At 71.7% G+C, this 12736-nt stretch carries 10 protein-coding genes; 3 read left to right on the forward strand and 7 right to left on the reverse strand.

The annotated features are described in order from the left end of the window. The 3 genes from HNR57_RS30480 to HNR57_RS30490 are packed head-to-tail and all read right to left on the reverse strand — an operon-like array spanning position 1 to position 2879. Positions 1 to 873 carry an ABC transporter ATP-binding protein gene (locus tag HNR57_RS30480; protein ID WP_184565036.1) on the reverse strand — a complete coding sequence of 291 codons (873 nt, stop codon included), beginning with the start codon at positions 871 to 873 and terminating at the stop codon, positions 1 to 3. After that, a complete protein-coding gene (locus HNR57_RS30485; protein ID WP_184565038.1) occupies positions 863 to 1855 on the reverse strand; it encodes a branched-chain amino acid ABC transporter permease in 993 nt (330 codons plus the stop codon). Before HNR57_RS30485 ends, HNR57_RS30480 begins: the two co-directional genes overlap by 11 nt. Positions 1856 to 1865: 10 nt before the next feature. Then, positions 1866 to 2879 (reverse strand): branched-chain amino acid ABC transporter permease, encoded by a 1014-nt coding sequence (locus tag HNR57_RS30490; RefSeq protein WP_221343244.1) that lies wholly within the window; start codon positions 2877 to 2879, stop codon positions 1866 to 1868. 93 nt (positions 2880 to 2972) lie between these two features. On the opposite strand from HNR57_RS30490, the gene HNR57_RS30495 reads away from it, so the two are divergent. Then, on the forward strand, positions 2973 to 3920 hold the full coding sequence (locus tag HNR57_RS30495; protein WP_184565041.1) for a class I SAM-dependent methyltransferase: 948 nt from the start codon (positions 2973 to 2975) through the stop codon (positions 3918 to 3920). A 40-nt stretch (positions 3921 to 3960) separates the two neighbouring features. Here the strand turns inward: HNR57_RS30495 and HNR57_RS30500 are convergent, their stop codons facing one another. The 3 genes from HNR57_RS30500 to HNR57_RS30510 are packed head-to-tail and all read right to left on the reverse strand — an operon-like array spanning position 3961 to position 7696. Then, on the reverse strand, positions 3961 to 5019 hold the full coding sequence (locus tag HNR57_RS30500) for an ABC transporter ATP-binding protein (protein WP_184565043.1): 1059 nt from the start codon (positions 5017 to 5019) through the stop codon (positions 3961 to 3963). After that, positions 5016 to 6611: an ABC transporter permease gene (locus tag HNR57_RS30505; RefSeq protein WP_184565046.1), complete on the reverse strand. Its 1596-nt coding sequence runs from the start codon at positions 6609 to 6611 to the stop codon at positions 5016 to 5018. Before HNR57_RS30505 ends, HNR57_RS30500 begins: the two co-directional genes overlap by 4 nt. A 38-nt stretch (positions 6612 to 6649) precedes the next feature. Next, positions 6650 to 7696, reverse strand: coding sequence for an iron ABC transporter substrate-binding protein (locus tag HNR57_RS30510; protein WP_184565048.1), 1047 nt, complete (start codon positions 7694 to 7696; stop codon positions 6650 to 6652). A 321-nt stretch (positions 7697 to 8017) separates the two neighbouring features. On the opposite strand from HNR57_RS30510, the gene HNR57_RS30515 reads away from it, so the two are divergent. Further along, the gene (locus HNR57_RS30515) at positions 8018 to 10567 is read left to right on the forward strand and encodes an AMP-binding protein (RefSeq protein WP_246555094.1); all 2550 of its coding nucleotides are present in this window, start codon (positions 8018 to 8020) and stop codon (positions 10565 to 10567) included. A gap of 43 nt (positions 10568 to 10610) precedes the next feature. Further along, positions 10611 to 11069, forward strand: coding sequence for an SRPBCC family protein (locus tag HNR57_RS30520; RefSeq protein WP_184565050.1), 459 nt, complete (start codon positions 10611 to 10613; stop codon positions 11067 to 11069). Here HNR57_RS30520 and HNR57_RS30525 read toward each other — a convergent pair. Next, positions 11032 to 12552, reverse strand: coding sequence for an alpha/beta hydrolase (locus tag HNR57_RS30525; RefSeq protein WP_184565052.1), 1521 nt, complete (start codon positions 12550 to 12552; stop codon positions 11032 to 11034). The genes HNR57_RS30520 and HNR57_RS30525 overlap by 38 nt on opposite strands. Positions 12553 to 12736: the final 184 nt, after the last annotated feature.

A 12736-nucleotide genomic window follows, 5' to 3' on the forward strand; every position in this document is an offset into this window, starting at 1 on the left:
CTAGTCCTCCTCTCCCTGGTCGTCGGCCGCCTCCGGTTCGTCGTGCCGCTTGCCCAGGTAGGCGTCCACGACGGCGGCGTTCCGGCCGATCGTGTGCGGTGGGCCCTCGGCCACCAGGCGGCCGTCGGCCATGACGGCCACCCAGTCGCTGATGCCCATGACCACGTCCATGTCGTGCTCGACGAAGCACACCGTCAGCCCCTCGTCCCGCAGCCGCGTGATGTGTCCGAGCAGCGACTGGGCCAGCGCGGGGTTCACCCCGGCCATCGGTTCGTCGAGCAGGAGCATCACCGGCCGGGTCATGAGCGCGCGGGCCAGTTCCAGCAGTTTGCGCTGCCCGCCGGAGAGCGTGCCGGCGAAGTCGTCGCGCAGGGGCCCGAGCCGGAACCGGTCCAGCAGTTCGTCGGCCCGGTGCTCGGACTCCCGCTCCTGCCCGCGCCACAGCGGTCGCAGCAGGGCGGGCAGGGCCCCTTCCCCGCGTTGCCCCGGCGCGGCGAGCAGCAGGTTCTCCAGCACCGTGAGCCGGGCGAGCGCTCTGGAGAGCTGGAACGTACGGACCAGTCCCCGCCGCGCAACCCGGTGTGCCGGGGCGCCGGTGAGCGGCTGCCCTTCGAATGACCACCGGCCGTCGTCGGCTCGGTCGAAGCCGCTCACCACGTTGAACAGGGTGGTCTTGCCGGCGCCGTTGGGGCCGATGAGCGCGGTGATGGCCCCGCGCTGCACTTCCAGGTGCTCGACCCGCACGGCGACCAGGCCGCCGAAGGTGCGGGTCACCTCGTCGAGGATCAGCAGGGGGTCGGGTTTGCGCACCCCCGGCTCGGGATCGATCGCGGAGAGCCGGCCCGGGTGGGGCACGGCCGGGTCAGCGGCCACTGAGCAGCATCTCCTTCCGGCTGCCGAGAATGCCCTGTGGCCGGAAGGCGACCAGCAGGATGAGGGCGACCCCGACCAGGGCGAAGCGCACCGCGCCGACCTCCGAGGTGCTGATGAGGTCCGGCGAGATGTGCTCGGCGTCGATGGCCTGGCGCAGCGCGCTGTCGAGGAAGCTGAGGACGAACCAGAACAGGATCGAGCCGACGACCGGCCCGAGGATCCGCCCGGCGCCTCCGAGGACGAGCAGCGTGTACAGGAAGAACGTGACGCCCGGGTCGTAGTTGTCCGGGTTCACGGACTGCACCTGGATGGCCTGCATCATGCCCGCGACCGCCCCGATGACGCCGCCGAGCGCGAGGCTCTGCATCTTGTAGGCGTAGACGTTCTTGCCGAGGCTGCGCGCGGCGACCTCGTCCTCGCGGATCGACCGGATGACCCGGCCCCAGGGGCTGTGGATCAGCAGGGCGAGGAGCCCTCCGACCACGAGCACCAGCGCCCATCCGACGATCATCACCCAGAGGTCACGGGAGCTGAACCTCACCAGCCACACGCCGTAGGTGCCGGGTTCGATGGGGCTGAGGGAGTAGAAGTCGTTGGCGAAGCGCTGCAGTCCGAACACCCCGCCGGTGACCGGCTCGGCCCAGCTGGACCGGTAGAAGAGCCGTAGCGTCTCCCCCGCCGCGATCGTGGTGATCGCGAGGTAGTCGGCACGCAGCCGCAGGGTGGGCAGGCCGAGCAGCAGGGCCAGCACGATCGCGCAGGCGATTCCGCCCAGGACGCCGAGCCACATCGCGCCGCCGTACGTCGACACCGTGATGGCGAGTCCGTAGCCGCCGACCAGCATGAATCCGACCTGGCCGAAGTTCAGCAGCCCCGTGTATCCGAAGTGCAGGTTCAGTCCCATCGCCGCGAGGGCGTAGACGGCGGCGATGGGGCCGATCCCGGAGCGCAGGGCGTCGGAGACGATGGCCGAGAAGTCCATGGCACACCCCTCACCCGACGCGTTCGGCCCGGCCGAGGATGCCCTGCGGCCGGACGAGGAGGACGAGGATGAGGACGAGCAGCGCCCACGCGTACTGCAGGTCGACCGGGAACCACAGGGTGGACATCTGGGCGACGATGCCGATGACGAGGCTGCCGACCATCGCGCCGTAGGCGGAGCCGAGGCCGCCCAGGATGATCCCGGCGAACATGAGCAGCAGGAGCTTGAAGCCCATGTCCCAGGTGACGATCTCCACCAGGCCGAAGAAGACTCCGCCGAGCGCGGCCAGCCCGCCGCCGAGCATCCACACGAACAGCACCACCCGCTGGACGTCGATGCCCGACGCCTCCGCGAGGTCACGGTTGGCGGAGACGGCCCGGACGGCCGTGCCGATCCGCGTCTTCTGCAGGAGCGCGGCGGTGCCGAGCAGCACCAGTACGGAGAGCAGGGTGACGGTGAGGTCCCGCGGGGTGATACCGGCCGGGCCCAGGTCCAAGGCGCTCTGGATGTCGTACTGCGCATAGGAGGCGGGCCGGGTCCCGTAGAGCACGAGCACGACGTGGCGCAGCAGCAGTGAGAGCCCGATGGTGACGATGAACATGTTGATCAGCCCGGTGCCCCGGGCCCGCAGCGGGCGCCAGATGCCGCGGTCGACCGCCCCGCCCAGCAGGGCGCCGAAGACCACCGCGGCGAGGGCGGCGGGGATCAGGTGCCATCCGGGACCGGCCGGGGAGACGTTGAGGAAGAACGCGAAGGTGGCGCCGATGGTGACGAACTCGCCGTGCGCGAAGTTGATCAGATGGATGGTGCCGAAGATCAGCGAGAGTCCCACCGATGTGATCGCGATGATCACTCCGAACTGGATGCCGTCGATCAGTGCTTGCAGAGCGCGCGCGGCGAACGTGGGCCCGTGCGGGACTTCCTCACCCTGTGCCTGCGCGCAGGTGACGGGCACCATGACAAGGACCAGGGTGAGGACCGGTACGAGCATCCGCTGGTAGCGCATGATGGTTCCGGTTGTCACGAACATCCCTAATGAGTTCAGTGTAGATACAGGTCGGGACGGTGATACAGGCAGCGGGCCACAGATGTGTCCACGGGCAGCAGGGGGTGCGGGATGGGCGACAACGGCGACCTCGCCGGTGCCTACAGCGACGAGAGCGTGCTCTTCCGGGTGCTCCGGCACCTCGGCTGGGACGACCTGGCCAACATCGGCTACTTCACGCTGCCCACCTTTCCGCTCGCGGCCCTGGCGGGGCCGGTGTTCTTTCAGCGCCGTCTGGCCCGCAGGTCGCTGGCGTTGCTGGATGCCCGGCCCGGGCAGTTCGTCCTCGATGCCGGGTGCGGTCGCGGTGACACGACGGCGCGGCTGGGCGCCGCCGGCTGCCGGGCGCTGGGGGTGGACATCCAGCCCGCGCAGATCGACCAGGCTCGTCGCCGCTTCTCCAGCCGCTCAGGCGCGCGCTTCGCCGTCGCCGACGCGACGGCCCTGCCATCGCAGGCGGCGGACATCCCCCTGCCGGACGGCTCCTTCGACCGCGTGCACTGCCTGGAAGCCGCCTTCCACTTCGGCCACGAAGGCCGTACGTCATTCCTGAGCGAGAGCTTCCGACTGCTCCGCCCCGGCGGGCGGCTCGTCCTCGTGGACGTCACGTCCCGTACCGATCAGCCGATCGGAACCCTCGACCCGAACGGCCTGGTACGCGGCACCTGGCGCTTCGACGACATCGAGCCGTACAAGCGGTACCCGCTGATGGCTTCCGCCGCCGGCTTCAGCACCCACCGGATCCTCGACTGGACCACCCCCGTGCTCCACAGGGCCGCCCAGCTCTCCGCCCTGTTCGCCGGCGCCGCGGCCACCCGGGCCGGCCGGCAGGCCCTGTGCGTGCGGTGGCCCGGCCTGAGGGAACTCGACGCCGGCGAGTGGGACGAGGTCATCGCGATCGTCCGGGCTCACCAGGCCATCGGGCGCGGCACGTGCTACACGGCGTACGTCTTCGAGAGCACGGGGGGTCCTCCCGTCTCGGTCGAGGTGGACAAGCGGCAGATCAGCAGCCAGGCCTGAGCCCTCATCACCTCTGCGGGCTCGCGTTCGGCCGGGACGGCTACGGATGCAGCGTCGCCTCGCCGGTCACGCGGATCGCGGCCTCCTGGCCGGGGCCCACCGACAGCGGGCCCGCGACGCGGACGTCGACCGGGTCGTCGACGCCCTGTACGGCCAGGGTGACTTTGGCGTCGTGGCCGTAGTAGAAGACGTCCCGGACCGTGCCCCGCACGGCCTCCTCCGTGTCCGCATCGGTCAGTTGCAGCTGCTCGGGGCGCAGGACGACGGTGCCGGTGCTGCGGCCTTCCAGGGGGGCGGTCAGGGTCACGGTCCCCAGCGGTGTCGTGGCCGTGGAACCGCTCGCGTGCACCGTCGCGGGGACCAGGACGGCGTCGCCGACGAAACCGGCGACCCAGGGGTCGGCGGGGCGCCGGTAGAGGTCCTGCGGGGTGTCGCACTGAGCGACACGGCCCTGACGTACGACGGCGACGAGGTCGGCCGTGGACAGGGCTTCCTGCTGGTCGTGGGTGACCAGCAGGGCCGTGGCCCCGGTCGCTCGCAGGGCGGATCGCACATCCGCCCGGACTCCTGCGCGCAGCGCGCTGTCGAGGGCGTTGAACGGTTCGTCGAGCAGGACGAGTGCGGGGCGCGGAGCCAGTGCCCGGGCCAGGGCGATGCGCTGCTGCTGTCCGCCGGACAGTTCGTGCGGCATGCGGTCGCCGTACCCGGCCAGTCCGACGAGGTCGAGCATGTCCGCCGTCCTGCGGCGGCGCTCGCCGCGGTCGAGGCCGGTCAGCCCGAACGCCACGTTGCGGGCCACGGTCATGTGCGGGAAGAGGGCGCCTTCCTGCGGCACGATGCCGATGCGGCGCCGTTCCGGCGGCAGGTGCACGCCGGGCCCCGCGAGGGTGCGTCCGTCGAGCGCCACCGTGCCCGTGTCGGCGCGCAAGAACCCGGCGATGACGCGGAGCAGAGTGGTCTTTCCGCAGCCGGAGGGGCCGAGCACGGCGGCCAGTGTCCCGCCCGGCACGGTGAGGTCCAGGCCCTGGAGGACGGGGGCGCCGGAGCGGTAGGACTTGGTGAGCTGCTCGATGCGGAGCTCGTTGCCGTGGTCGGTCATGTGCGGTGCCTGCCCAGGAGGTAGGAGGGGACGGCGGCCAGGAGGATGAGGGCCGCGGCGTAGGGTGCGGCGGCCGCGAACGAGCCGGATCCGGTCTCGGTCCACAGCCGGGTGGCCAGCGTGTCCACGCCGGTGGGGCGCAGCAGCAGCGTGGCGGGCAGTTCCTTCATGCAGACGACGAAGGTGAGCGCGGCGCCGGCCGCGACGCCCGGTGCGGCCAGCGGCACGGTCACCTCGCGCAGCACCCGCAGGGGGGAACGGCCCAGGGAGCGGGCCACGTCCTCCAGGACGGGCGGCGCCTGGAGTACGGCGGCGCGGGTGGCGGCGACCGCGACCGGCAGGAACAGCACGGCGTAGGCGCCGATCAGCAGGGGCAGTTGCTGATAGAGCGGGTAGGCGTAGCGCACCGCGAAGAAGACGAGGGACAGCGCGACCGTGATGCCGGGCAGTGCGTGGCCGGCGTAGGCGGCCTGCTCCAGCAGCCGGGCCCCGCGTCCCCGGTGGCGTGCGGCGATCACCCCGACGGGCAGTGCCAGCAGTGTGGTCAGGGCGGCTCCGGCCGCGGCGACGCCGAGGGTGGTCCAGGCGGCTTCCCCGAGCGCGCCCGCGTCCCATGTCGCCGAGTTGCCCACGGCCAGCCAGTAGCCGAGGGTGCCGAGCGGGAATGCCACCGCCGCGGCCACCAGCGTGGTGCACCAGGCCAGGGCGGGGACCCGCCAGCGTCCGAGGGGCACCGGGACGGCCGGGCGGGCGGTTCCGGCGCCGGTCCGGGCATGGCCGGCGCGCCCCCGGGTGCGGGTCTCGGCGGCCACCAGCGCCACCGTCATCACCACCAGTACGACGCTGAGCGCGGCGGCCGGCGTGCGGTCGAAGGAGGCGCGGTAGGAGGTGTGGATGGCGCGGGTGAAGGTGTCGTAGCGCATCAGCGAGACGGCGCCGAAGTCGGAGAGCACGTACAGCGCGACGAGCAGCGCTCCGCCCGCGGCGGCCGGGCGCAGCTGGGGCAGTGTGACCCTCAGGAAGGTGCGCAGCGGGCCGTGGCCCAGGGAGCGGGCGGCCTCCTCCTGAGCCGGGTCGATCCCGCGCAGCGCTGCGGCGACGGGAAGGTGGACGTAGGGGAAGCTCACGAGGGTGAGGGCGAGCGCGGCCCCGGCGAAGCCGGCGGTCCGGGGTGCGCTGGCCAGCCACGCGAAGGCGGCGACGTAGCTGGGCACGGCGAGCGGCAGGGTGACCAGCACCGACCAGGCGCGTGCCCCGGGCAGGGCTGTGCGTACGGTCAGCCAGGCCAGGGAGACGCCGAGCACCAGGCAGGCCGCCACGACGACGGCCGTCAGGGAGAGGCTGCGGGCGAGGAGTTGCAGCGTCCGCTCGTCGCCGACGACGTCCCAGGCGTAGCGCGGACCGCGTTCGAAGGCGCGGACCGCGAGGTAGCCCAGGGGCAGCAGCGCGAACAGCGCGGCCACGCAGGCGGGGACGAGCAGGACCAACGGAGGTCTGCGGCCGGCGGGCGCCCCGTCCGTCTTGCGGACGGGGCGGCGCCCGGCGGGAGCGGGTGCTCCCGCCGGGCGGCCTCCGGATGCCGATGCGGTCACGTCGGGCTCAGGGGTTTCTGCCGGTCTTCTCACGCTTCCTAGACCAGTCCGACGTCCTGGAGCATGGCCAGCGTCTCCTGGAGGGATTCGAGCTTGCCCAGGTCGATGTCCGGGGACTCCAGGGACTCGAACGGCGGCAGGCCTTCGACGTTGCTGGTGACGCCCGCGGCCAGCGGGTACTCCTTGGTCGTGTCGGCGAAGTAGGTCTGCGCTTCCTTGGACAGCAGGTAGTCGACGGCCTTCTGGGCGGTCCCGGCCTGGCCGCCGTCCTTGAGGATGCCGACGCCGGCGACGTTGATGAGCGCGCCGGGGTCTCCCCCGGGCAGGAACTTGAGCTGTGCGCCGACCTTGTCCTCGCCCTTCTCGGCGACCCGCTCGTACCAGTAGTAGTGGTTGACCAGGCCGAGGGAGACCTCGCCCGACTCGACGGCGTCGAGGGTGGCGAGGTTGTTGGTGTACACCTTCCCGTTGGCCTTCAGGCCCTTGAGCCACAGCCGGGTGGCGTCGTCACCCTCCAGGACGCGCATGCCGGTGACGAAGGCCTGGAAGGAGGCGTTGGTCGGCGCGAAGCCGACCTTGCCCTTCCACTCGGGCTTCGTCACGTCGGCCACCCGGTCCGGGACCTTGTCCTCGGCGACCTTGTCCGGGTTGTAGGCGATGACACGCACCCTCCCCGACAGGCCCACCCAGTCGCCCTCCTCGCCGCGGTAGGCCTTGTCCACCTCGTCGAGGCTCGACTGCGGCAGCTTCGCGAGCATGCCCTCCTTGGACAGGGCGCCCAGGGCACCGGCGTCCTGCGAGAAGAAGAGTCCGGCCTTGGTGCGGTCGCCCTCCTCCAGGATCTGGGCGGCCAGTTCGGCGCTGTCGCCGTAGCGCACCTCGACCTTGGCGCCGACCGCCTTCTCCAGCTTGTCCAGGATCGGCTTGACCAGCTTCTCGTGGCGCCCGGAGTAGATGACGAGGGCGGAGTCGCCGCCCTCCGCGGAGCCGCCCTTGTCGTCGCCGGAGCCGCAGGAGGCGAGGACGGGCAGGAGCAGGCCGGCCGCGAGGAGCGCGGTGATCCGGCGAGCCGAGGGGCGTCGCATGTGGTGTGCCTTCCTGGGTGGCTCGCCGGTACGGCGCGGGTCGCGTCGTCGGGTCAGCGAGCGGCGAAGCGATGCTTTCAAGCCAGCTGTGAACATGCTATGAATAAGGTAAAGCTTGCCTAACCGTCAAGGGATCAGTGCTATTTGCGGACGCTGCCGCAGAAAGGTTGCGCGCCCGTGATCGACTCATCCCGACCTGCCTCGGTCCCGTTGACCACGCCATTTCCGCGCTTTGCCCCTATTTCGTCGCCCCGGCCGCCCACGCGTGGACCTGGGGTGCCGTTCGCGCGTGACCTCGCGGCTCACGGAGATCGCACCGCGTTGATCACGCCATCGGGCGAGGTCACCTACCGGGCGCTCGCGGAGCGGGTCGCCGCCACCGCCGAACGCCTGGGCCGCACGCGCCGCCTCGTGCTGCTGGCCGGCGCCAACCGGGCCGACGCGCTCGTGGTCCACCTCGCGGCCCTCGCCGGCGGCCACCCCGTCCTGCTCGTCCCCGGCGACAGCACCTCCACCATCGATGCCCTGACGGCCGCCTACGACCCCGACGTCGTCGCGCGCCCGGACGACCACGGCACCTGGACCCTCGACGAGCGGCGCCGGACGAGCACGCACACCCTCCACCCCGATCTGGCGCTGCTGCTGAGCACCTCCGGTTCGACCGGCTCACCGAAGCTGGTCCGGCTGTCGCACGACAACCTCCAGTCCAACGCCGAGTCCATAGCCGGCTACCTGGGCATCCGTCCGTCCGACCGCGCGGCCACGACCCTGCCCCCGCACTACTGCTACGGCCTGTCCGTCATCCACAGTCACCTGCTGCGCGGCGCCGGGCTGATCCTCACCGAGCGGTCGGTCGCCGACACCGCCTTCTGGGAGGAGTTCCGCGTGGCCCGCGGCACCGCGCTCGCCGGGGTGCCGTACACCTTCGACCTGCTCGACCGGGTCGGCTTCGCCCACATGCGGCTGCCCCACCTGCGCTACGTGACCCAGGCCGGTGGCCGCCTGGCACCCGAACGAGTCGCCGCGTTCGCCGAGTTGGGCCGCAGATCCGGCTGGGAGCTGTTCGTCATGTACGGGCAGACCGAGGCGACGGCCCGCATGGCCTATCTGCCCCCGGCGCTCGCGCACGAGCGCCCGGAGACCATAGGCGTACCGATCCCCGGAGGCTCCTTCCGGCTGCGGCCGGTCGACGGCATCGCGTCACCCGACACCGGCGAACTGGTCTACTCGGGCCCCAACGTCATGCTCGGTTACGCCGAGACGCCCGCGGACCTCGCCCTCGGCCGCACCCTGGAGGAACTGCCCACCGGGGACATCGCCCGGCGCGCCCCCGACGGGCTGTACGAGATCGTGGGGCGGCGCAGCCGCTTCATCAAGATCCTCGGTCTGCGCCTCGACCCGCACCGGGTCGAGGCGCAACTGGAAGAACACGGCATCCACGCCGCGTGCGTGGGCGACGACGACGCGCTGACCGTCGTCGCGGCGAACACGGCGGGTGCCGAGGCGACGGCCGTACGGCGGCTGGTGAGCGAAGGCTGCGGTCTGCCGCCGCGCGCGATACGGGTGCTGCCGGTGGCCGAGCTTCCGCGGCTCGCCTCGGGCAAGACCGACTACGAAGCGGTACGGCGGCTGGCTCGCGACGCTTCGGCCTCGGCACCGGCCCCGGGCGACGACGACCTCTGTGCCCTCTACGCCGAGATCCTCGACCGGACCGACGTCACCGAGGACAGCAGCTTCGTGAGTCTGGGCGGCGACTCACTCTCGTACGTCGAGATGTCGCTGCGGCTGGAGCAGGTCCTGGGCGTGCTGCCCGCCGACTGGCACACCACACCGATCCGCCGGCTGCGGGCCCCGGACACCGCGCGGCGCACGCCCCCGGCCCTCCCGCGGCGCGGGCTGCGGCGCAGCCTGGAGACGGGCATCGCCCTGCGGGCGGTCGGCATCGTCCTCGTCGTCGGCTCGCACATCCCCGTCTTCCTCGTCCAAGGCGGCGCCCACGTGCTGCTCGGCGTCGCCGGATACAACTTCGCGCGCTTCCACCTCTCCGTCGGCGAACGCCGGGAGCGTCTGGGCAGGATGGGGCGGAGCATCGCCCGCATCGCCGTTCCGAGCATGGTGTGGATCGCCTTCGCGCTGCTGCTGACCCGCGAATACGATCTGGCCAACGTCGTCCTGGCCAACAGCCTCTTCGAGCAGGACAACTCCGACCCCGAGTGGCGCTACTGGTTCGTCGAGGCGCTGGTCTACTTCCTCGCCGGGCTGGCGGTTCTGCTGGCGATCCCCTGGGTGCACCGCGCTGAGCGGCGCACCCCCTTCGGCTTCGCCCTGGCGCTGGTCGCCCTGGGACTCGTCGGACGCTACGACCCCTGGGGCCTCGCACACGTCCGCTTCCACCTGAGCCCGACCGTGGTCTTCTTCCTGTTCGCACTGGGCTGGGCGGCGGCCCGGGCCCGCACGGCGGGACAGCGGCTGGGGCTGACCGCGGTCACGCTGCTCACCGTGCCCGGTCTCTTCCCCGGGGAGCAAACCCTGCGGACATCGATCGTGCTCGGCGGCCTCGTCCTGCTGCTCTGGGTGCCCGCCCTGCCCAGCATCGACCCGGTCAACCGGCTGGCGGGCGTCCTGGCGGGCAGCTCGCTCTACATCTACCTGACGCATTTCCAGGTCTATCCCCACCTGCGGGACCACTCCCCCGTGGCGGCCCTGCTCGTCTCTTTGATCTGCGGTGTGGCGTACGGAGCAATGGCCACCCGTCTGACGGCCAGACTCCTTTCATCACTCCGGGCCGGCACCCGGATGGCCTGCTTGTCGTCTCGCGTGATGCCCGGCGCTCCCGTAGGGTCTCGATGCCGTTACGGCAGGACGAGCTGACGGCCCTTCACGACCGCGCGGACCCAGTGACCGAGGAGCCCTCATGTCAGGACAGTTCGAAGCGACCACCGAGATCGACCGGCCCGTCGAGGCGGTGTTCGACTACCTCGCCGACGGGCGCAACGATCCGCAGTTCAGCCCCAGAGTGCTGAGGATCGAGCGGGTTCCCGAGACGCCGACTGCCGTGGGAACGGTCTTCCGCAGCACGGTCAAGGACGCCGGCGTGAAGACGGCCAGGGAGTTCCGTATCACCGAGCTCGACGCCCCGGCGCGGATCCGGTGGGCCGAGGTGTCCAAGAACAGCGTGGCGGTGGCCGAGGGCGGCTACGACCTGGAGCCGCTGGCCGACGGCAGAACCCGGGTCCGTCTCCACAACGTTCTGGAGGGCCACGGACTCGGCAAGCTGCTCGTCGGCCTGGCACTCACCGCCGCCCGCAAGGACGCCCCCGCCTTCGCTGCCCGGATCAAGGCAGCGGCCGAGGCGGCGATCCCGCAGCGTTGACCGAGTCCAGGGCGGGACAGCTGGTGCCCCGCGGGGGGACCGTCAGGTCGGTGAGATAGCTGTTCACGGCGTCCTCCATGCACGGTCCGCTGGTGACGCTGCCGTGGCCGTGGCCCTCGTAAGTGAGGAGCACGCCCCTGCGGCCGAGCTGCCGGGCCACCGAGACCGCCCACGGGTAGCCGGTGGCGGGGTCGTGCAGCGCGTTGGACACGAGGATGGGCGGTGCGCCGCGTACGTCCAGGCGGTGCTGCGGGTTGGCGGTCGGCGCGCCCAGACACGCCGCCACCATGTGGATCGGCAGCAGGTAGGGCAGGTCGGCCGCGGTCCTGTTCATCATGGCGACGAGCGAGGCGTACGCCCGGTGGTCGCGCACCGGCAGGTGCCAGTCCGAGCAGAAGACGGGGGTCGCCGGAGGCAGCGGCGCGGTCGAGGTGGGCGACGCGGGCAGCGGTTCGCTCGCGTGCATCGTCGCGATCGCCGTGGCCAGACCCGCGTAGTCGGCCTCGTAGAACTTCCGGAACGCGACCTTGTTGACCAGGTCCGTCGACGACAGCGGGCTGCCCGGCTTCACCGGGTCCTCCAGCTCGCCGCGTCCGGCCCGGGTCAACAGGCTCCGCCAGACGGCGCGGACGTCGCGGCCGTGCAGCTCGCAGTCGGCGGTCCGGTCACACCACTTCACGAACTCTTGGAAGGAATCCTCAGCCGAGGCCGCCTCGGCCCGCAGGAAGTCGCGGGTGGCCGCGACGCTGTGGTCCATGACGCTCTCCAGCACCATCGCGCGCACGCGACGCGGGTAGGTCTCGGCGTACTGCGCCCCGAGCAGCGTGCCGTACGAGCTGCCGTGGAAGGTCAGTTTCCGCTCGCCCAGGGCGGCGCGCAGGGCGTCCACGTCCCGGACCGTCTGGGCGGTGTCGAGGTGGTCGAACACCGGGCCGGTACGGGCCCGGCAGTCGGCACGGAGCCGCTTGTTGTACGCCATGGTGGCGTCGAAGTCCGCCTGGCTCTTCAGCACCGGCGACGGCCGCTGGGCAAGCAGGTCGCCGGAGCAGGTCACCGGGTTGCTGTCGCCCACGCCGCGCGGGTCGAAGCTGACGATGTCGAACCTGCGGCGGACTTCGGGGCTGAAGCGGCTGACTCGGTCCACCACCATCCTCACACCCGAGTCGCCCGGTCCGCCGGGGCCGAACACCATCGACCCGACGCGTGCGCCGGGGTCGGTGGCCTTGCGCCGCGCCACGGCCAGTTCGAGTGTCGGCCCGTCCGGGTGGGCCCAGTCGACCGGTACCGAAAGGGTGGCGCACTCGGCTCCGGGGTTCGCCGGTTCGTGACACGGTGCCCACCGCAGGGATCCTGTGGCAGAGGGCGACACGTGGACCGCGGGGGCGGCGGCGAGCCCGGCGGTGGCGGCCATGACGCCTCCCACGGCCATGGCCGTACCCCGCGCGGCGATGCGCCGTGGTACGGATCTGCGCCTTAACGGCATGGGTCCTCCCTTTGATAAGAGTGCTGCTCGTGTCAGGTGTGCGGACCCGGCCGGGGCACCGTCGTCACGGTAGGTGCGTTGGCGCGCGTGTGGAGGCCCGGTCAGGGGCTTTTCCGGGTCGGGTCGGGGTCCACTCAGGGGTGGTCGGGCACGTGGGGTGCCCCTGAGGTGCGCGCAATTCCCG

The organism is Streptomyces paradoxus (assembly GCF_014202475.1).
Taxonomy (GTDB): Bacteria; Actinomycetota; Actinomycetes; order Streptomycetales; family Streptomycetaceae; genus Streptomyces; species Streptomyces paradoxus.